Genomic DNA, 19,887 nt, shown 5'->3' on the forward strand with positions numbered 1-19,887 from the left:
GCTATCAATTTGTGAGCACCGCCCGCACCAGATAGCTGCCCGCAATGCCCGCAAACACCGTGGCGCCCAGCCAGTGGTTGATGCGGAACGCCTTGAAGCAGCCCTCACGGGTGCGGGCGCGGATCAGGGTGAAGTGCCACACGGCCTGGGCCAGCGCCACCGCAAGCGCTACATAAAATATAGCACCCAAGGCATACGGTTGTAGCGCTACCGCCCAAATACCCAAGAAAAGCAGATAAAACACCACGATGGCGGCCACATCCAGTCGCCCCAGGGTGATGGCCGAGGTCTTGATGCCGATCTTCAGGTCGTCGTCCCGGTCCACCATGGCGTATTCGGTGTCGTAGGCCAGCACCCAGAACATATTGCCCAGCCACATCCACCACGCCACCGCGGGCACGCTGCCCTGCACGGCGGCAAACGCGATGACGATGCCGAAGTTGAACGCAATACCCAGCACCGCCTGGGGCATGGAGATGATGCGCTTGGTGAACGGGTAGGCAATGGCCACCAGCACGGCGGGCACCGACCAGGCGATGGCGGAGGTGTTGGTGGTGAGCACCAGGCCAAACGACACCAGCGCCAGCACCGCGCCCAGGCCCAGCGCCTCCTTCACCGACACCGCACCGGTGGTGACCGGGCGCTGCGCCGTGCGCTTGACGTGTTTGTCAAAGTCGCGGTCGGCCACGTCGTTCACACAGCAGCCCGCGCTGCGCATGAGGATGGTGCCCAGCACAAACACCGCCAGCAGGTGCCAGCCCGGGAAGCCGTCGGCCGCAATCCACAGCGCGCTCAGAGTGGGCCACAGGCACACCAGCCAGCCAGCGGGGCGGTCCCAGCGGATCAGGTCGAGATAGAGCGAAAAACGGCTGCGGGGGGAAACAGGGGACGACGACATGATGGGACCATTACAAGAGCAGGCTCCGCAGCAAGACGCTGCGGCGGGTGGCGGGCCACGGGCGCACAGAATGTAGCAGCAGCGCCGCGACTGGGGCACGCATCACCGGGGCCAGGTAACAGCCCCAGCGCGAGCACAAAACCCGTTAAAGTCTCCGCTCGTTCCCCCAACGCACCGCCCCCTGGGGCACCAACGCATGCCCCATACATCGACCTCCCAGGCCGCCACGCGTTTTGCTGTCCCCCGCGGAATGCTGGTGGGATTTGTGATTGCTGCCCTCGCCACGGTGCTGATCGCGCTGGTGAACTTCCGCACCGCCCAGGTGCGCGCGCAAGCGGTGGAAGCCATGGACGAAACCACGGTGACCATGCGCCACCTCAACCTGTTCGTGTCCTCGCTGAAAGACGCCGAGACCGGGCAACGCGGCTATCTGCTCACGGGGGACGACACCTATCTGCAGCCCTACAACCTGTCCCTGGGCGCCATGGAGCGCAACATGGCGCGCCTCAAGGAGCTGACGAATGACAGCGCCGTGCAGCGCCGCCTCGTCGTGCAGATCGACGACCTGCGCCACGAAAAACTGCGCGAGCTGGGCGAGACCATTGAACTGCGCCGTTCCAAGGGTCAGGAGGCCGCCGTGGCCGTGACCCGCAGTGATGCCGGCAGGGTGCTGATGGACCGCATCCGCGACCTGGCATCGGACCTGTCCACGCTGCTGAACCAGCAGCTGGAAAGTGACCGCAAGCAGTGGGTAGAGGCCGCCTCGATGTCCACCTACTACTCCTGGGGCGGCTCGTTCGTGCTGCTGGTGCTCATCTGCCTGTCGGCTGCCGCCAATGCACGGGAGTACCGCCTCAAGGCGCAGCAGTCCTGGGTGGCGGCCGGCCTCAACGGGCTGAGCCAGCGCATCCAGGGCGACCACCGGCTGGAGGACCTGGGCCAGCTCACGCTCGAATACCTGGCGCAATACCTGCGCGCGGCCGTGGGGGCCGGCTATGTGGCCGACTGTAACGGCGCGCTCACCCTGTTTGGTGGCTACGCCCTGCCCCGCGAACGGCTGGAGCAGCGCCTGCTGCCCGGCGAAGGCCTGGTGGGCCAGGTCGCGCGCTCGCGCCAGATGCTGCATGTGCGCGATGTGCCCGCCGGGCACCTGATGGTGTCGTCCAGCACCGGCCAGTCCGCACCGACCGAGCTGCTGCTGGCCCCCGCCATCGAGAACGGCGAAGTGTTTGCCGTGATCGAACTGGGCTTTCATCGCCCGCTGACAGAGCCCGAACACACCCTGATGGAACGCGCCTCGGGCATTCTGGCGGTGGCGATCCGCGCTGGGATTGACCGCAACCGCCTGGAAGCCTTGCTGGAAGAAACCCAGCGCCAGTCCGAAGAGCTGCAGACCCAGCAAGAAGAGCTGCGCGTGAGCAACGAGGAGCTGGAGCAGCAAAGCCGCATCCTGCAAGAGTCGCAGGCCCAGATGGAGGTGCAGCAGACCGAGCTGGAGCAGACCAACGCCCACCTGGAGGCGCAGACCCAGCAACTGGAATACCAGCGCGAGCAACTGCTGCGCGCCCAAAGCGCCATGACGGACAAGGCGCGCGAACTGGAGCTGGCCAGCCAGTACAAGAGCGAGTTCCTGGCCAACATGAGCCACGAGCTGCGCACACCGCTCAACTCCACCCTGATCCTCGCCAAACTGCTGTCCGACAACAAGCCAGGCAACCTGAGCGCCGAGCAGGTGAAGTACGCGCAGACCATCTACGCGGCGGGCAACGACCTGCTGGCACTCATCAACGACATCCTCGACCTGTCCAAGATCGAAGCCGGCCAGGCCACCGTGTCGGTGGAAACGGTGACGCTGTCCAAGGCACTGCAAACCCTGATCGACCCGCTGCGCCCGCTGGCGCAAGAAAAGGGCCTGACACTCACGGCCACCGTCGGGCCCGACGCACCCGCCACGCTGGACACCGACCCGCAGCGCCTGGGGCAGGTGCTCAAGAACCTGCTGTCCAACGCGCTCAAGTTCACCGAGAAAGGCTCGGTGGCGCTGCATGTGTCGCGCAACCCGGACGACACGCTGTCGTTTGCCGTCAAGGACACGGGTATCGGCATTCCGGCGCACCAGCAGGAGCTGATTTTCGAAGCCTTCCGCCAGGCCGATGGCAGCACCCACCGCAAGTACGGCGGCACGGGCCTGGGCCTGTCGATCTCGCGCGATCTGGCGCAGCTGCTGGGTGGGTCCATCCACGTGCACAGCACGCCGGGCGAGGGCAGCGTCTTCACCCTGGTCCTGCCCCAGAAGCTGGTGCCTTCGTCGCCTGAAGCTGAATCCGCAATGCCGCTGGCGGCGCCTGCGCCAGCCCACGCGACGGCACCGGTCGTCGCACCGGCTCCTTCGGCCCACGCGTTGCCATCCGTGGCGGCCCCCACCGCACCCGTAGCCCCGCGCCGCGCGAGCGCGCGCAGCATTCTGGTGATTGAGGACGACGTGCGCTTTGCGCAGATCCTGAGCGACCTGGCCGGTGAGATGGACTTTGACTGCCACCTGGCCCACAACGCGGCCGACGGCCTGGCCTATGCGGTACACAGCCTGCCCAGCGCCATCGTGCTGGACGTGAACCTGCCCGACTTCTCGGGCCTGGGCGTGCTCGACCAGCTCAAGCGCAACCCGGCCACGCGCCACATTCCGGTGCACGTGGTCTCGGTGGCCGATTACTCGCAAGAGGCCTTGGGCCGGGGCGCCGTGGGCTACGCCCTCAAGCCCGTCAAGCGCGACGAACTGGTGCATGCCCTGCAGCGGCTGGAAGCCAAGTTCACCCAGAACCTGCGGCGCGTGCTGGTGGTGGAAGACGACGAACGCCAGCGCGAGAGCGTGCGCCACCTGCTCACCAACGACGACGTGGAGATCGTGGGCGCCGGCACGGCGGCCGAGGCGCTGGCGCACCTGCGCGGCTCCACCTTTGACTGCATGGTGATGGACCTGAACCTGCCCGACCTGAGCGGCTACGAATTGCTGCAGCAGATGACGGAGCAGGACGGCGTCTCCTTCCCGCCCGTCATCGTGTACACAGGCCGCGCCCTGTCGCGCGACGAGGAGCAGCAGCTGCGCCGGTTTTCCAAGTCCATCATCATCAAGGACGCCCGCTCCCCCGAGCGGCTGCTCGACGAGGTCACGCTGTTCCTGCACCAGGTGGAGTCGGAGCTGTCGGCAGAGCACCGCCAGATGTTGCAGGTGGCCCGCAACCGCGAGACTGCCCTGGAAGGCCGCAACGTGCTGGTGGTGGAAGACGATGTGCGCAACGTGTTTGCGCTCTCCAGCATCCTGGAGCCCACCGGCATCCACGTGGAGATCGCGCGCAACGGCCGGGAGGCCCTGCAGGCGCTGGAGCGCGCCGGCAGCGGCGGCCACCCCGCGATTGACCTGGTGCTGATGGACATCATGATGCCGGAGATGGACGGCTACACCGCCATGCGCGAGATCCGCAACCGCCCTGAGTGGCGCCGCCTGCCCATCATCGCGCTGACCGCCAAGGCCATGAAGGACGATCAGGAAAAATGCCTGGCCGCCGGGGCCAATGACTACATCGCCAAGCCGCTGGACGTGGAGAAGCTGCTGTCCCTGGTGCGGGTGTGGATGCCCAAGTAGGCCCCGCCATGCCCCATCGCAAGGCCCGCACCGCAGACATCGAGCAGCGCCTGCTGATCGATGCCATCTACCACCGCTACCACTACGACTTCCGGGGCTACGCACAGGCGTCGCTCAAGCGGCGGCTGGCGTCGGCGCTGGTGCAGTTCGACTGCAAGACGCTGTCACAGCTGCAGGACCGCGTGCTGCACGAGACCGCCGTGTTCCCTGCGCTGCTCGAATACCTCACCGTGCAGGTGAGCGACATGTTCCGCGACCCCAGCTACTTCCAGGCGCTGCGCCAGGAGGTGGTGCCACTGCTGCGCACCTACCCGTCGCTCAAGGTCTGGGTGGCCGGGTGCAGCGCGGGAGAAGAGGTGTATTCGCTGGCCATCTTGCTGCAGGAAGAAGGCCTGCTGGACCGCACGCTGATCTACGCCACGGACATCAACCCACACGCGCTGCGCGCCGCCGAGGCGGGTGTGTTCGACCTGTCCCGGGTGCCTGCCTTCACCGAGAACCATGCGCGCTCCGGCGCTCGCAGCTCGTTGTCGGACTACTACGCTGCCGGCTATGGCCGCGTGGTGTTCGACAAGAGCTTGCGCGAGCACATGGTGTTCTCTGACCACAGCCTGGCCACCGACAGCGTGTTTGCCGAGGTCCATCTGGTGTCCTGCCGCAATGTGCTCATTTACTTCGAGCGCGACCTGCAGAACCGTGCACTCGGTCTGTTCCGCGAGTCGCTGTGCCACCGGGGCTTCCTGGGCCTGGGCTCCAAGGAGTCACTGCGGTTTTCTGGGCACACCGATGCCTTCGAGGACTTCGTGCTGGAGGACCGCATCTACCGAAAAAGGGCCGGACTATGACCAGCCCCGCCCTGGCGCCAAGGCCATCGCCACCGGGGGGCTACCACGCCGTCGTGGTGGGTGGCTCTTCGGGCGGTATTGATGCCCTCTTGCAGCTGCTGCCCGCGCTGCCCGCCACACTGCAGGCCGCGGTTCTGGTCGTGCTGCACCTGCCCCGGGACCGGCGCAGCCTGCTGGTGGACATCTTCCAGCCCCGCTGCGCCCTGGCGCTGCGCGAGGCGCAGGACAAGGACGCCATCACGCCAGGCTCGGTCAGCTTTGCGCCCCCGGACTACCACCTGCTGGTCGATGCCGGGCCCCGGGGCTCGCATGTGGGGCTGTCGCTGGACGCCCCTCTGCATTTTTCCCGCCCCTCCATCGACGTGCTGTTCGAATCGGCGGCAGACCACTACGGCCCCCGGCTGGTGGGCATCCTGCTGTCGGGCGCCAACGAAGACGGTGTGCACGGCCTGCAAGCCATTCAGGCGGCGGGCGGCCTCACGATCGTGCAAGACCCCGCCAGCGCCAGCATGCCCACCATGCCGCAGGCGGCCATCGCGGCCTTGGCGGTTGACCACATCCTGCCCCCCGAAGGCATTGCCAGGCTGCTGGTGGACCTGCACCGCCGCCAGCAGCTTTGATACGGGCATATGCGTCCTTCCTTGAGAACCCCAACCACCCTCCCCACCGCCCATGCCCCAGACCGACCGCACCAAATGCCTGCTCGTTGACGATGTCGAGGAAAACCTGATCGCCCTGGAGGCGCTGCTGCAACGCGACGGGCTGGACATCCTCAAGGCCCAGTCGGGCCCCGAGGCCCTGGAACTGCTGCTGGCGCATGACGACGTGGCCCTGGCCTTGCTGGACGTGCAGATGCCCGACATGAACGGCTTCGAGCTGGCGGAACTGATCCGGGGCAGCGAGCGCACCCGGCACATCCCGCTCATCTTCATGACGGCGGGCTCACGCGAGCAGAACTGGCAGTTCCGGGGGTACGAGAGCGGGGCGGTGGACTTTCTCTACAAACCCATCGACCCGCACATGCTCACCAACAAGGCGAGCGTGTTCTTTGAACTGCACCGGCGCAAGCAGGCGCTGGCGCACGAGCTGCGCGCGCGCACCGAGGCCTTGCGCATCAACGAAATGTTCATGGCAGTGCTGAGCCACGACCTGCGCACACCGCTGCAGTCCATCGTCGCGGCGGCCACCGTGCTCAAGCGCCAGCCGCCCCCCGACAAGGCGGTACTCATGGCCGACCGGGTGCTGGGCGCCAGCCAGCGCATGGGTCACATGATCGAAGACCTGCTGGACGTGACCCGCATCCGCCAGGCGGGTGGGCTGGCCCTTCAGCTGGGCCCTGCCCACATGCAGGCGCTGGTGCAGCGCACGCTGGAGGAGGTGGCCACCAGCCACCCGGAACGCCCCATCGATTCCACCCTGCAGGGAGACGTGGCAGGCACCTGGGATGCGGAGCGCCTGTGCCAGGTGGTCACCAATCTGGTCGGCAATGCACTGCACCACGGCAGCGCCGACCACCCCGTACGGATTGCGGTGGACGGGACCCGCGCCGAGCAGGTGAGCATCACGGTGGCCAACGGCGGCACCATCCCCCCCGAGCTGTTACCGCATTTGTTCGACCCTTTCCGGGGAGGAGAACGCGAGCCTGGCCGCCACCAGGGTCTGGGGCTGGGGCTTTTTATTGCACACCAGATCGTGCGGGCCCACCGTGGAACCATCGAAGCCAGGTCGCAAGACAATGTCACGACCTTTGAGGTAACGCTGCCACGCCATTCGCCAGCGCGCCTGCACCGCAGTTGACCATGCCAAGCGCGCGCAGCCAGCGTGCCCACCAGCAGACAAGCCGACCGCCGGAAGCCGTGAAGGCGCTACCAGGGTGATATGACGGGGGGGGGAGACAAACCGCGAGCGGGTCGTGCCCGCAAGCGTCAGCCGGCGGCCGAGGCCAGGGCGCTTTGGATGGAATCGAGCAGCTGCTCCAGCTCTTCCAGTTCGAAGGGTTTGAGCAAGGCGCGCACGTTCGGCCCCCAACTGCTCGGATGGCTGCCCAGTTCATACCCGGAGCACAGCACCACCCAGCGCTGCGGATCATCTGCCAGCAGCAGGCGGGCCAGATCCGTGCCCGAGAGGCCGGGCAGGCTGACATCGGTCACCAGCACGTCAAAGGGGTCGCCAGCATCCAGCGCCAGCGCCTCTTCGGCAGAGGCGCAGGGCGTGACCGTCCGGCCTTCACCTTCCATGAGCATGCCGATGGTCTCGCGCAGCTCCGGGTTGTCTTCAACGTACAGGATTCGCATACATCACAGGGAGTTGATCCGCCATGCCGTCCTGCGGGAAGGGAGCATGACCAAAACCCGCATCATGCGCAGGCGACCGTGCTGCGCCGTGTAGGACAAGGCGCTATTCTGCGCGCCTGTGCCATCTACCCGCGCGCAGCCGGGCCGTGCGTCGGCCGACGCGCGCAGGGGAAGGAGAGCCCTTTTATTCTTCCAGCAGCGAGCGCAGCATCCACGCCGTCTGTTCGTGCACCGTGAGGCGCTGGGTCAGCAGGTCGGCCGTGGGCTCGTCGCTGGCCTTGTCGGCCAGAGGGAACAGGCTGCGCGCCGTGCGGGCCACGGCTTCGTGGCCTTCGACCAGCACACGCACCATGTCCAGCGCCTTGGGCGGCTTGGCAGGTGCGTCAGGCACGGTGGCCAGCTTGCCGAACTCGGCGTACGAACCCGGGGCCACATGGCCCAGCGAGCGGATGCGCTCGGCAATCGGATCCACCGCGTTCCACAGCTCTGTGTACTGCGCCATGAACATGGTGTGCAGGGTGTTGAACATGGGGCCGGTCACGTTCCAGTGGAAGTTGTGGGTGGTGAGGTACAACGTGTAGGTGTCGGCCAGCAGGCGCGACAGGCCCTGAGCGATGGCAGCGCGATCCTTGTCGCTGATGCCGATGTTGATGCTGGGGGCAGAGGTTTTGCCGGATGCGGCTTTGCCAGGAGCTTTGGCCATGGGGAGGTTCCTTCCGTGCGGAGAACATGAAACACCCCGCGCTGTGCGGGGTCCTCAAATACTGTAGCGCAAGCGCCTGGCCCCCAGTGTCAGCCAAGGCCGATGCCTTGCACCTGGGTCAAGAAAGCGCAAGCGGAGCCAAGCCCCACAGGCTTATTGCATGTGCGGCAAGTTGCCAATGCGCACCAGCATCTCGGTGAACATCTGCATGTCGGCATCCAGGTCCGCCACTTCCTTGAACTCCTTGGCATTGTGGGCGGTGTACTTCTTGCCAGGCATGGCAGGGCCAAAGTTGATGGCGTTGGGCATCAGCTTGGCGGTGGTGCTGCCGGCCGTGGGCACGGGCTTGGCTTCGAGGCCGGTGGTGTCGCCAAAGGTGTTGAGCAACGTGGCCAGCCAGGCGCCCTTGGGGTCGCGGGCCATCCAGTTGCCTTGGTTGTGGTCCACCTCCACCGCCACGCCGGCCTGGGTGCCCCAGGCCTTGATGCGTTCGGTGGTGGCTTTGGCCAGTGCTTCGGGCGTGTTGCCACGGGGCATGCGCACGTTCACCAGCACATCGACCTTGCCATCCTTTTCGCGGATGAGGTTGGGAGACATCGTGAGCGGGCCCATGAAGTCATCGCTGTAGGCCAGCCCCATCGTACGACCCAGGTAGTCGGTGCCATACAGGTCTGTGAGGTAACGCACGGCCTGCGCGTAGCCGTTGGGGGCCAGCACTAGGCCCGACTCCTTGATGAACAGCGCCAGGCGCGGCAGCGGATTCACGCCTTCTTCGGGGCGCGAGCCGTGAGCCGATGCGCCCGTGACCTTGACCAAGACGTCTGCGCCTTCACGCGCCACATCGATGCTGAACTTGCCGCCCTGGCTGGTGTATTTGCCGATAAAGGCGTCCTTGCCAGCACTGAGCTGGCGGGTGGTGGCATCGGCGTTGCCGCCACGCAGGCGGGCCGTGGCCGTCTGGGGCACGGCGTTGGCCGATGCGGCGCCCGCCATGGCCACGATGGTGGGCTGGTTGCCTGCAGCGGCGCCCAAGGCAAAGGTGGTGCGCAGCGCACCCGAGCCCTTCTCGGCCACCACCGCAGGATATTTGCTATCGAGCACGATGTTGTACTCAGGCAGCGAGGTCTTGGCGCGGTAGTACTTCATCGCGTCGCCACCGGTTTCTTCGGTGGTTTCGATCATGAGTCGGATGGTGCGCGCCAGCGGCAGGCCGCTGTCCTTGACGGCCTTCATCGCAAACAGCACGGTGGCGATGGAGCCCTTGTCGTCAATGGAGCCCCGGCCATACAAGTTGCCGCCCACGCGGGTCAGCTGGAAGGGGTCAAGCTTCGTGCCATCGTCCAGCACCCATTCGTCGGCCACCACGGGCACCACGTCGGCATGGGTGAGGATGCCGAATTCTTCGGGGCCACTGCCGGGCAGCTTCACTTCAAAGATACGGTTGTCCACATTGCGGTACTGCAGGCCAAAGTCCTTGGCCATCCCTTCGACCAAGGCACCGAACGCGATGATGTGCTTGTCCTCGTGCGGCTGCACCTTGTCGGCCCGCACCGTGGGAATGGCCACCATCTTCGCCGTGGCGTCGATCACCGCCGCCTGGTTGCGCAAGCGGTTGTGCAGCCCCAGCAAGCGGCTGATGTTGACCAGGTCATCACCCACCAAAGGCTTGTGCGCCAGATAACCCGACACGGCGGTCTGCAGCTGTGGCTGCATCTGTGCAGCCAGCGCCAGGAACTGGCGGAAGTCCGCTGCGGCAGCGGCGGCAGGCGCGGCTGCAATGCGGTCGAGCGCAGGCTTCTTCAGCGTCTGGGCTGCGGGTGGGGGGGTTGGGGTGGAGCAAGCCGTCAGGGCGGCAACCAGCGTGGCGGTGAGCCAAAGCGTCTTCATAGGAACCTCTTGTGGGGGCAAAGGCACCGACCGCCGATGGGCAGAGGGCGCCGTGGAGCAGGGCCTGCCCGGGCCGGGTAGACCTGTGCAGGGGCGGCGGGAGTGTAGCGCCGATTCCAGGAAGCGAATCAGTGCCCAGCAGCCGTTCAGGACAGTCGCGTCACGCCTGGCAGCTCGCACGCATAGATGGCGTTGCGCAGGGCGGCAATGGCTTCGTAGCGCGTGAAGCTGCGGCGCCACGCCAGCACCACGCGGCGCACGGGCGGCGGGCCACCGTCTTCCTCACGGATGGGCAGGTAGCGGATGTAGGTCTCGTCGCTCTTGCGGCGGCGCGACACCGTGAGCAACGCGTCGCGCGGCACCGACAGGCGTGGCACCAGCGTCACCCCCATGCCGGCGGCCACCATGTGCTTGATGGTCTCCAGCGACGAGCCCTCAAACGACTTGCGGATGCCCTCGGCATTGCTCGCAAAGCGCGCGAACTCGGGACACACCTCCAGCACATGGTCCCGGAAGCAATGGCCCGCCCCCAGCAGGAGCATGGTCTCGTTTTTCAACTCGGCAGCCGTGACCGACTTCTTAACCGCCAAGGGGTGCGTGCTGGGCACGGCCGCCATGAAGGGCTCGTCATACAGCGGCGCCATGGCCAGGCCGGTGTCGGGGAAAGGCTCGGCCAGGATGGCGCAGTCGATCTCGCCCGTGCGCAGCATCTCCAGCAGCTTGACGGTGAAGTTCTCCTGCAGCATCAGCGGCATCTGCGGCGTGCGCGTGATGGACTGGCGCACCAGCTCGGGCAGCAGATAGGGCCCGATGGTGTAGATCACGCCCAGCGTGAGCGGTCCGGCCAGCGGGTCCTTGCCACGCTTGGCGATTTCCTTGATGGCCGCGGCCTGCTCCAGCACGCTTTGCGCCTGGCGAACAATGTCCTCGCCCAGCGGGGTCACCGTGACTTCGCCCGCGCTGCGCTCGAACAGCTTCACGTCCAGCTCTTCTTCCAGCTTCTTGATGGCCACCGAGAGCGTGGGTTGCGACACATAGCAGGCGTCGGCCGCATGGCCAAAGTGCTTCTCGCGGGCCACCGCAACGATGTACTTGAGTTCGGTGAGGGTCATGGTGTGTTCCTGCGGGCCACGTCAGTGTCGTTCTGAGCGTCTCATGCCTTGAGATAGTCCGATTTTCCACCCAACCAGCGCGCCACGTGTTTTGCGGCCAGCTCAGGATACCGGTCCAGCATCTGCGGCGCCAGCTCGCGCGCCCATTCCAGCAGGTGGGTATCGGTGGCCAGGTCGGCAAACCGCAGCAACGCGTCGCCTGACTGGCGGGCGCCCAGGAACTCTCCGGGCCCCCGGATCTCCAGGTCGCGCCGGGCGATCTCGAAGCCGTCGTTGGTCTCGGCCATGGCGCGCAGGCGCTCCTTGGCGGTTTCGCCCACGCGGCCGCTGTCGTTGGTGGCGTACAGCAGCACGCAGGCCGATGCCGCCGCGCCGCGCCCTACCCGGCCGCGCAGCTGGTGCAGCTGGCTCAGCCCAAAACGCTCGGCATGTTCGATGACCATGAGCGAGGCGTTGGGCACATCCACGCCCACCTCGATCACGGTGGTGCTGACCAGCACGCCCATCTGGCCGCTGGTGAACAGCGCCATCACGGCCTTTTTTTCGGCGGTGGGCATGCGCGAGTGCAGCAGGCCGACCATGCAGCCCGGCAAGGCCTCGCTCAGGTCGGCATGGGTGGCGGTGGCGTTGGAGAGGTCCAGCGCCTCGCTCTCTTCAATCAGCGGGCACACCCAGTACACCTGCCGTCCGGCCTCCACCTGCGCGCCGATGCGTTCGATCACCTCGTCCTTGCGGCTGTCGGCAATCAGTTTGGTGACGATGGGCGTGCGGCCTGGCGGCAGCTCGTCGATCACCGACACATCCAGGTCGGCGTAGTAGCTCATGGCCAAAGTGCGCGGGATGGGCGTGGCGCTCATCATGAGCATGTGCGGCTCCATGCCGTGGGCCGCCAACTTTTGCCGCAAGGCCAGCCGCTGGGCCACGCCAAAGCGGTGTTGCTCGTCGATGATGGCCAGCGCCAGGTTCTTGAACTGCACCTGGTCCTGGATCACGGCGTGCGTGCCCACCACCAGCGCCGCCTCGCCGCTGGCCACCAGCGCCAGCATGGCAGTACGGTCCTTCTTCTTTTGCCCGCCCACCAGCCAGGCCACCTTGCGGCCGTGTGCGGCCAGCAGCGGTTCGAGCCAGCCGATCATCTTGGCAAAGTGCTGCTCGGCCAGGATTTCGGTGGGTGCCATCAGCGCGCACTGCCAGCCCGCGTCCATGGCCAGGCAGGCGGCCAGGGCCGACACCACGGTTTTGCCCGAACCCACATCGCCCTGCAGCAGACGGTGCATGGGCACCTGGCGGGCCAGATCGGCCGCGATCTCTTCGCCCACGCGGCGCTGGGCCGCCGTCAGGTCAAACGGCAATACGCCCATCAACTGTTCGTGCAATGGCAAGGCGCCGTCGGCACTGCGCCGGGGCCGCAGCACCGGCGCGCGCAGCATGTCGCGTTCACGCCGCGACTGCTGCTGCGACAGCTGCTGGGCCAGCAACTCCTCCGCCTTCAACCGCTGCCAGGCGGGGTGGCTCTGGTCCTCCAGCGTGGACAGCGCCACATCGGGCGTGGGATGGTGCAAAAAAGTGAGCGCCTCGCGCAAGCTGAACCTGCGCTGCAGGCCATTGGGGCCATAAACCCGGGCCATCGGTGGCTCTGTGCCGGGTGGCAGGGTGTCCGACAAATCCACCCGCGTCAGCGCACTGACGACGGCCCGGCGCAGGTAGGGCTGGGGCAGTCCGGCGGTGGTGGGGTAGACGGGCGTGAGAGCGGCGGGCAACTCGCCACCCGCCACGCGGAAGGCCGGGTGCAGCATCTGCCGCCCCCAGAAGCCGCCTTTGACCTCGCCCCGAATGCGCAGGCGCGCGCCCACGGCCAGGGTCTTCTGGTGCGACGGGTAGAAGCTGAAAAAGCGCAGCTCACAGCTGCCGGTGTCATCCTCTACCTGCACCAGCAGCTGGCGGCGGGGGCGCAGCTGCACCTCGCTGGCAGTGACCGTGGCCTCGATCTGCACCGTTTGCCCGTCGCGCGCGTTGGCCAGCGGGGTGATGCGGGTTTCATCCTCATAGCGCAAGGGCAGGTGCAGGGCCAGGTCGATATCGCGGCGCAGGCCCAGTTTTTGCAATGCCTTCTGCGCCACCGAGGCCGCACCCTGGCCACGCGCGGCCGGGACGGCGGAGCGCGCTGCGGGTTTGGCGGGAGCAGGAGCGGCAGCGGGCATGGGGAGCAATTTGCTAGGGAAAACGAGCGGAGATCGCAGCCTGAAAAGGCTACCATGGTTACCATTGCTAACGCCTGATCACGGCGTGTTTTCGAGTCCGGGGCCCCGTCATGCTCAAGCGCATTCAAATCCAACACCTGACCCTGGGCATGTACCTGCATGAGTTTTGCGGCTCGTGGATGGAGCACCCCTTCTGGCGGGCCAAGTTCCTGCTCAAGGACCCCAAGGATCTCGCCCGCATCCAGGCCACTGCCATTCAGGAAATCTGGATCGACACCGACAAGGGCCTGGATGTGGCCGCAGGCACGGCGTCGATGTCGCGCGAAGAGGTGGATGCGCAGATCGAGACCGACTTCAGCCGCCTGGAGGACCTGCCCCCCATCAAGGTGACGCTGCCTTCACCCCCTCCTCCCCCCAAGCGGGACCGCCAACCGGCGGACATGCACAGCGAACTGAGGATGGCCGCCGCCATCTGCGTCAAGTCCAAGGAAGCGGTAGTCTCGATGTTCAACGAGGCCCGCATGGGCCGCGCAGTGGACTCGGCCAGTGCACAGAGCCTGGTGGAAGAAATCTCCGACTCCGTCACCCGCAACCCCGGCGCACTCATCAGCCTCGCGCGGCTGAAGACGGCCGACGACTACACCTACATGCATTCGGTGGCGGTGTGCGCGCTCATGGTGGCCCTGGCCAAGCAGCTCAAGCTCAAGGACGACCAGCAGCGGCTCGCTGGCATGGCAGGCCTGCTGCACGACCTGGGCAAGGCGGCCATCCCGCTGGCAGTGCTCAACAAGCCCGGCAAGCTCACTGACCAGGAGTTCACCGTGGTGCGCAGCCACCCGGTGGAGGGCTACCACATGCTCAAGGAGGGCGGCAACGTGCCCGACGCCGTGCTGGACGCCTGCCTGCACCACCATGAAAAGGTGGACGGCTCGGGCTACCCTGACAAGCTGCAGGGCGAAGGCATCAGCGTGATCGCCCGCATGACGGCCATCTGCGACGTGTACGACGCCATTACCTCCGACCGGCCCTACAAGCGCGGCTGGGACCCGGCCGAGTCGCTGCGCCGCATGGCCGAGTGGACCAGGGACCACTTTGACGCACGCATCTTTCAGGCGTTTGTCAAAAGCATCGGCATCTACCCCGTGGGCTCGCTGGTGCGGCTGACCTCGGGCCGCATCGGCATCGTGACTGAGCAATCGCCCACCGCGCTGACCACCCCCATCGTCAAGGTGTTTTTCTCGACCAAGTCCGACCTGCGCATTCCGCCCGAGGTGGTGAACCTGGCCGCCCCGGACTGCAATGAGAAGATCGTGGCACGCGAAGACCCCGAGAAGTGGCGCTTTCCCGACCTGGACGAGCTGTGGTCCGGCTTCTCCGACAAGGTCTGGTAGCCCATGCCTGCACTGATCCTCACCCTGACGCTCAACCCCGCCCTCGACCTGGCGACCACCACCGACCACGTGGCCCCCACACACAAGCTGCGCTGCGGCCCGGTGCGGCGGTTTGCGGGGGGCGGCGGCATCAACGTGGCGCGGGTGCTGCACCGCCTGGGCGCGGACGTGAGCGCGTGGGCACTGGCGGGCGGCGCGGCGGGCGCCCAGGTGCAGCAGTTGCTGGCCGGCGAGGGCGTGCCCACGCGGCTGCAGCGCATTGCGGGCGACACGCGCGAGAACTTTTCGGTGGTCGAGACCAGCACGGGCCAGGAGTTTCGGTTTGTGCTGCCCGGCCCCATGCTGCAGGCCAGCGAGTGGCAGGCCTGCCTGGATGCGCTGGCTACCCACACACCGCCACCCCGCTGGCTGATTGCCAGCGGCAGCCTGCCGCCTGGCACGCCGGACGACTTCTACGCCCAGCTGGCACGCGCCGCATCCGGCCGGGGCGTGCGGGTGGCCGTCGACACCTCGGGGCCGCCGCTGGCGGCGGCATTGCAGGCCGGGGTGGCGCTGGTCAAACCCAGCCTGCGCGAGCTGCGCGACCTGTTGCAACAGCCCCTGGAACAGGCGGCCGACTGGTGCACTGCCGCCCAGTCGCTGGTGCGCAGCGGCGCCGCCGACACCGTGGCCCTTTCGGTGGGCGAGCAAGGCGCTGTGCTGGCCACGCGGGAGGGGGTATGGCAGGCGCCAGCGCTGAACGTGCCCGCTACGACCGGCACCACGGGCGCTGGGGACTGCTTTTTGGCGGCACTGGTCTGGGCGCTGGACCGGGGCGATGCGCCCGCCGAGGCGCTGCGCTGGGGCGTGGCCGCAGGCGCTGGCGCCTTGCTGCATCCGGGCACCACCCTGGCCCAGGCCGATGACGTGCAACGGCTGGTGCACAGCGTACCGGCGCCGGTGGCATTCACCACCTCGCCCTAGCACCGCGCCTGCAGGGGCTGCTGCCCCGTGGGACAATCGCGCCTTCCGCAATTTTTACCTTGGCACGGGCCCGTTCGGCCCTCAAGCACGATGACTGATCTCTCCAGCGGCGCAACCAGTGCGCCCCTCGCCTCCGGCGGCCCTTCCACGCCCCGCGTGTTCACCCTCAGCGACTTCGACTTCTCGCTGCCCCCCGAACTCATTGCCCAGCACCCCGCGCCCGAGCGCAGCGCCTCGCGCCTGCTCGATGGCCGCGCCATGCAGCCGGCAGACCGCATCTTTCGCGAGCTGCCCGGACTGCTGCGCGAAGGCGACCTGCTCGTATTCAACGACACGCGCGTGGTCAAGGCGCGCATCTTTGGCGAGAAGGCCAGCGGCGGCAAGCTGGAGCTGCTGATCGAACGCGTGCTGCCCGTCGAGGCTGGCAACCCGGGTAACGAAGTCGTGGCCCACATGAAGGTCAGCAAGAAGCCCCTGCCCGGCAGCGTGGTGCACATGGCCGGTGGCCGCAAGGCGGGCGGCTTTGACGCGCAGTTGCTGGGCCGCTGGCCCACCGAGGACGGCCCGCTGTTCCGCTTTGCGCTGCACGGCCCCGCAGGCGAGTCGCCCTGGGAGCTGATGGACCGCCACGGCCACCTGCCGCTGCCGCCCTACATCGAGCGCCAGCAAAACACCGACCACGACCCCGACGAGGCCGAGGACAGCCAGCGCTACCAGACCGTGTTTGCCCGCAACCCCGGCGCCGTGGCCGCGCCCACGGCCGCGCTGCATTTTGACGAAGGCGTGCTGGCCGACCTGGCCGCACGCGGCATCGAACGCGCCAGCGTCACGTTGCACGTGGGCGCAGGCACCTTCCAACCCTGCAAGACCGAGAACCTGGCCGAGCACCAGATGCACAGCGAGTGGTACGAGATTCCGCTGGCCACGCTGGCCGCGCTGGAGCGCTGCCGCCAGCGCGGCGGCCGCGTGGTGGCCGTGGGCACCACCACCGTGCGCACACTCGAATCCTGGGCGAAGACGGGCCAGGCCTCTGGCGACACCAACATCTTCATCACACCGGGCTTTGCATTCCAGGTGGTGGATGTGCTGATCACCAACTTCCACCTGCCCAAGAGCACGCTGATGATGCTGGTGAGCGCGTTTGCGGGCTACGCCCACATCATGGGCCTGTACCGGCACGCCATTGCGCATCAGTACCGCTTCTTCAGCTATGGCGACGCCATGCTGCTGGAGCGTGCGCGCGGCACGCCGTGAGTCCCCCCGGCCCTGCGCCGTCGACCAGTCCTGCAGCCCGCCGGCGTGCGGCGCTGGCGGGCATCGCGCTCGCCGTCACGGCCTGCGCGTTCTTTGCGCTGCTGGACACCGCGAGCAAGCTGGTCAGTGTGGGTGTGCCCATCGTCATGGCGCTGTGGATGCGCTATGTATTCCAGTCGCTGCTGACCACGGCCTTCGTGCTGCAGCGCGCGGGGCGCACGGCGCTGCGCACCACACAGCCCCGCTTCCAGGCCTTGCGCGGCGCGCTGTTCGCCATGACCAGCCTGTTCGGCTTCATCAGCCTCACGGCCCTGCCGCTGGCGGAGTTCACGGCCATCGTGGCCACGGTGCCGCTGTGTGTGACGGTGGTAGCGGCCCTGTGGCTTCACCAGCCGGTGAGCCCTTTGCGCTGGCTGCTGGTGGTGACGGGCCTGGCGGGCACGCTGGCCATCATCCGGCCCGGCGGTGATGCCTTCACCTGGGCGCTGCTGTGGCCGCTGTGCATGCTGGCTGCGGGCACGGGCTACCAGGTGCTGAGCAGCAAGATGGCTGGGCACGAGAGCCCCGCTACCACGCAGCTCTACACCAGCTGGATCGCCACCGCGCTGGTGTCGCTGGGCGTGCCGTTCTTCTGGCAGCCGGTGAGCGACCCGTGGCTGTGGGCCGGCATGTTCACCATGGGCCTGTCGAGCGCGGTGGGCCACATGCTGCTGCTCAACGCCTATGCGCGCACCACGCCAGTGACGATTGCGCCGTTCCTGTATTCACAGATCGGGTTTGCCATGCTGGCGGGCTGGCTGGTGTACCGCCATGTGCCCGATGCGTGGTCGATGGCGGGCATTGCGGCCATCGTGCTCAGCGGCGCGGCCAGCGCCTGGCTGACCGTGCGCGAGACACGTTAAGCACCAAAACAGCCGGTAGCGCCAGTGCAATATGCCCGAACAGCTATATATTCAATAGCATCAAGCCCGCCGTCTGGGCAGGGATCAGAACGCCACCGCGTGCCCGTCCTTGCGCGGGTCCGAACCTGTGATGTAGCTGTTGCCGTTCTTCAGCACCAGCTGGGCGCCGCCAAAGGCGAACACGCCGTTGCCCTCTTCCACCGTCACCTCGTGCCCACGTGCACGCAGCGCGGCGACCACGGCGGGGTCGAACCCTGGCTCCACCGCCACACCCTTGCCGCCGGTGATGCGCCAGCGGGGTGCATCGGCGGCTGCCTGTGGGTTCTGGCCGTAGCGCAGCACGCGCAGCGCCATCTGGGTGTGGCCCTGGCTTTGCATGGGGCCGCCCATCACGCCGAAAGCCATCTGCGGCGTGCCGTCGACATGCATCGCAAAGGCCGGGATGATGGTGTGCGAGGGGCGCTTGCGCGACGCCACCTGGTTGGCGTGGCCCGGGACCAGGTTGAAGCCATGGCCCCGGTTCTGCAAGCTAATGCCCGTGCCCGGCACCACCACGCCCGAGCCAAAGCCCATGTAGTTGGACTGGATGAACGAGACCATCATGCCGGACGCGTCGGCTGCCGCCAGATACACCGTGCCGCCGGGGCGCGGCGCGCCGTAGCCGGGGTCGCCAGCGCGCGTGGTGTCGATCAGCGCAGCGCGGCTGCGCAGGTAGTCGGGGTTCAGCAGCGCATCCGGTTTCACCGGCATGGCGTCGATGTCGGCGTTGTACTGGTGCAGGTCGGCAAACGCGAGCTTCATGGCCTCGATGCTGGCGTGCACGGTCTCCACATCGTCCACCGGGTGCGCGCCAATGCCGTGCGCGTCGAGCATGCCCAGCGCCATCAGTGCGGCAATGCCCTGGCCGTTGGGCGGGATCTCGTGGATGACCGAGTCCCCAAACCGCTGCTGGATGGTGCCCACCCAGTCGGCCTGGTGCGCGGCCAGGTCGGCCATCGTCATGGCGCCGCCGTTGGCTTGCGCATGGGCGGCAATGCGTTCGGCAATCACGCCCCGGTAGAAGGCCTCGCCCTCGGTCTCGGCAATCAGCTCCAACGTGCGCGCATGGGCGTCGCTGCGGAAGATTTCGCCCGCCTGGGGCACGCGACCATTCGGCATGAAGCACTCGGCAAACCCGGGCTGCGTGCCCAGCTTGGCCGCGCCCAGCGCCCACAGGCGGGCGATGGTGGGCGACACCGGAAAGCCGTTGCGCGCGTAGTCGATGGCGGGCTGGGCCAGTTGTGCAAACGGCAGCTTGCCCAGGCGCTTGGACAGGGCCACCCAGGCCGACACGGCGCCCGGCACGGTGACGGCGTTCCAGCCCGTTTCAGGAATGCCGCCCAGCTTCTCGAAGTATTCAGGCGTCCATGCCGCAGGCGAGCGGCCCGAGGCATTGAGGCCGTGCAGCTCCTTGCCATCCCACACGATGGCAAACCCGTCGCTGCCCAGGCCGCAGCCCGTGGGCTCCACCACCGTGAGCGCCATGGCAGCGGCAATGGCGGCGTCCACCGCGTTGCCACCCGCCAGCAGCATGCGCAGGCCCGCCTGCGCGGCCAGCGGCTGCGAGGTGGAAACCACGTTGCGGCCCATGACCGCGCTGCGGTTTGAGGCGTAGGGAAGGGACCAGTCGAGGGATGGGGTACTCATAGCGTTCTGACTCTGTTGCCCCGCACAGGGCGGGCTGCATGAAACCGGCGCGGCGCAAAGCGAGGGACGCCGAGGAAGGGCCGCCCCGCACCGAGGGCGTCGTCCCCCTTC

At 67.2% G+C, this 19,887-nt stretch carries 15 protein-coding genes; 8 read left to right on the top strand and 7 right to left on the bottom strand.

Translation table 11 applies throughout. From position 1 onward, the window contains the following. Positions 1-4 precede the first annotated feature (4 nt). Entirely contained in the window at positions 5-898 is an 894-nt protein-coding gene (ubiA, locus tag C8C96_RS01505) for a 4-hydroxybenzoate octaprenyltransferase (RefSeq protein WP_121941183.1), read from the bottom strand. A gap of 196 nt (positions 899-1,094) precedes the next feature. Between ubiA and C8C96_RS01510 the strand changes: the two genes are divergently transcribed. From C8C96_RS01510 to C8C96_RS01525, 4 genes are read left to right on the top strand one after another with little or no spacing between them, the layout of a single operon-like run. Continuing rightward, on the top strand, positions 1,095-4,538 hold the full coding sequence (locus C8C96_RS01510) for a response regulator (protein WP_121941184.1): 3,444 nt from the start codon (positions 1,095-1,097) through the stop codon (positions 4,536-4,538). A gap of 8 nt (positions 4,539-4,546) precedes the next feature. Beyond that, a complete protein-coding gene (locus C8C96_RS01515; RefSeq protein ID WP_121943825.1) occupies positions 4,547-5,383 on the top strand; it encodes a protein-glutamate O-methyltransferase CheR in 837 nt (278 codons plus the stop codon). Further along, a complete protein-coding gene (locus tag C8C96_RS01520; RefSeq protein ID WP_121941185.1) occupies positions 5,380-6,003 on the top strand; it encodes a chemotaxis protein CheB in 624 nt (207 codons plus the stop codon). The genes C8C96_RS01515 and C8C96_RS01520 overlap by 4 nt, the downstream gene beginning before the upstream one ends. Before the next feature lie 52 nt (positions 6,004-6,055). Next, positions 6,056-7,180, top strand: a complete 1,125-nt coding sequence (locus tag C8C96_RS01525; RefSeq protein WP_121941186.1) for a hybrid sensor histidine kinase/response regulator — start codon at positions 6,056-6,058, stop codon at positions 7,178-7,180. A 128-nt stretch (positions 7,181-7,308) separates the two neighbouring features. Here the strand turns inward: C8C96_RS01525 and C8C96_RS01530 are convergent, their stop codons facing one another. The 5 genes from C8C96_RS01530 to recG all read right to left on the bottom strand — a co-directional run bounded on the left by C8C96_RS01530 (position 7,309) and on the right by recG (position 13,580). After that, positions 7,309-7,677: a response regulator gene (locus C8C96_RS01530; protein WP_121941187.1), complete on the bottom strand. Its 369-nt coding sequence runs from the start codon at positions 7,675-7,677 to the stop codon at positions 7,309-7,311. Between the two features lie 184 nt (positions 7,678-7,861). Then, positions 7,862-8,380 (bottom strand): Dps family protein, encoded by a 519-nt coding sequence (locus tag C8C96_RS01535; protein WP_056065336.1) that lies wholly within the window; start codon positions 8,378-8,380, stop codon positions 7,862-7,864. Positions 8,381-8,533: 153 nt separating this feature from the next. Further along, complete coding sequence (locus tag C8C96_RS01540; RefSeq protein WP_121941188.1) at positions 8,534-10,267, bottom strand: dipeptidase; 1,734 nt, start codon at positions 10,265-10,267, stop codon at positions 8,534-8,536. Positions 10,268-10,413: 146 nt separating this feature from the next. After that, positions 10,414-11,379 (bottom strand): LysR substrate-binding domain-containing protein, encoded by a 966-nt coding sequence (locus tag C8C96_RS01545; RefSeq protein WP_056065331.1) that lies wholly within the window; start codon positions 11,377-11,379, stop codon positions 10,414-10,416. 41 nt (positions 11,380-11,420) lie between these two features. Beyond that, positions 11,421-13,580: an ATP-dependent DNA helicase RecG gene (gene recG, locus C8C96_RS01550; protein ID WP_121941189.1), complete on the bottom strand. Its 2,160-nt coding sequence runs from the start codon at positions 13,578-13,580 to the stop codon at positions 11,421-11,423. A 110-nt stretch (positions 13,581-13,690) separates the two neighbouring features. Between recG and C8C96_RS01555 the strand changes: the two genes are divergently transcribed. The 4 genes from C8C96_RS01555 (at position 13,691) to C8C96_RS01570 (ending at position 18,090) form a co-directional block, all read left to right on the top strand. Further along, a complete protein-coding gene (locus C8C96_RS01555; protein WP_056065324.1) occupies positions 13,691-14,971 on the top strand; it encodes an HD-GYP domain-containing protein in 1,281 nt (426 codons plus the stop codon). A 3-nt stretch (positions 14,972-14,974) separates the two neighbouring features. After that, positions 14,975-15,934, top strand: coding sequence for a 1-phosphofructokinase family hexose kinase (locus tag C8C96_RS01560; protein ID WP_121941190.1), 960 nt, complete (start codon positions 14,975-14,977; stop codon positions 15,932-15,934). A 90-nt stretch (positions 15,935-16,024) separates the two neighbouring features. Then, positions 16,025-17,188 (top strand): tRNA preQ1(34) S-adenosylmethionine ribosyltransferase-isomerase QueA, encoded by a 1,164-nt coding sequence (queA, locus tag C8C96_RS01565; protein WP_121941191.1) that lies wholly within the window; start codon positions 16,025-16,027, stop codon positions 17,186-17,188. Continuing rightward, positions 17,185-18,090 carry a DMT family transporter gene (locus tag C8C96_RS01570; protein WP_121941192.1) on the top strand — a complete coding sequence of 302 codons (906 nt, stop codon included), beginning with the start codon at positions 17,185-17,187 and terminating at the stop codon, positions 18,088-18,090. Before queA ends, C8C96_RS01570 begins: the two co-directional genes overlap by 4 nt. Positions 18,091-18,174: 84 nt before the next feature. Here C8C96_RS01570 and C8C96_RS01575 read toward each other — a convergent pair whose 3' ends face one another. Next, positions 18,175-19,776, bottom strand: coding sequence for a gamma-glutamyltransferase family protein (locus C8C96_RS01575; RefSeq protein WP_121941193.1), 1,602 nt, complete (start codon positions 19,774-19,776; stop codon positions 18,175-18,177). Between the last annotated feature and the right edge of the window lie 111 nt (positions 19,777-19,887).

The organism is Acidovorax sp. 100 (assembly GCF_003688355.1).
In the GTDB taxonomy this organism is placed as follows: Bacteria; Pseudomonadota; Gammaproteobacteria; order Burkholderiales; family Burkholderiaceae_C; genus Acidovorax; species Acidovorax delafieldii.

Coding starts and splice junctions, on each gene's coding strand:
- ubiA (WP_121941183.1), bottom strand. CDS start 898: ATGTCGTCGTCCCCTGTTTCCCCCCGCAGCCGTTTTTCGCTCTATCTC.
- C8C96_RS01510 (WP_121941184.1), top strand. CDS start 1,095: ATGCCCCATACATCGACCTCCCAGGCCGCCACGCGTTTTGCTGTCCCC.
- C8C96_RS01515 (WP_121943825.1), top strand. CDS start 4,547: ATGCCCCATCGCAAGGCCCGCACCGCAGACATCGAGCAGCGCCTGCTG.
- C8C96_RS01520 (WP_121941185.1), top strand. CDS start 5,380: ATGACCAGCCCCGCCCTGGCGCCAAGGCCATCGCCACCGGGGGGCTAC.
- C8C96_RS01525 (WP_121941186.1), top strand. CDS start 6,056: ATGCCCCAGACCGACCGCACCAAATGCCTGCTCGTTGACGATGTCGAG.
- C8C96_RS01530 (WP_121941187.1), bottom strand. CDS start 7,677: ATGCGAATCCTGTACGTTGAAGACAACCCGGAGCTGCGCGAGACCATC.
- C8C96_RS01535 (WP_056065336.1), bottom strand. CDS start 8,380: ATGGCCAAAGCTCCTGGCAAAGCCGCATCCGGCAAAACCTCTGCCCCC.
- C8C96_RS01540 (WP_121941188.1), bottom strand. CDS start 10,267: ATGAAGACGCTTTGGCTCACCGCCACGCTGGTTGCCGCCCTGACGGCT.
- C8C96_RS01545 (WP_056065331.1), bottom strand. CDS start 11,379: ATGACCCTCACCGAACTCAAGTACATCGTTGCGGTGGCCCGCGAGAAG.
- recG (WP_121941189.1), bottom strand. CDS start 13,580: ATGCCCGCTGCCGCTCCTGCTCCCGCCAAACCCGCAGCGCGCTCCGCC.
- C8C96_RS01555 (WP_056065324.1), top strand. CDS start 13,691: ATGCTCAAGCGCATTCAAATCCAACACCTGACCCTGGGCATGTACCTG.
- C8C96_RS01560 (WP_121941190.1), top strand. CDS start 14,975: ATGCCTGCACTGATCCTCACCCTGACGCTCAACCCCGCCCTCGACCTG.
- queA (WP_121941191.1), top strand. CDS start 16,025: ATGACTGATCTCTCCAGCGGCGCAACCAGTGCGCCCCTCGCCTCCGGC.
- C8C96_RS01575 (WP_121941193.1), bottom strand. CDS start 19,776: ATGAGTACCCCATCCCTCGACTGGTCCCTTCCCTACGCCTCAAACCGC.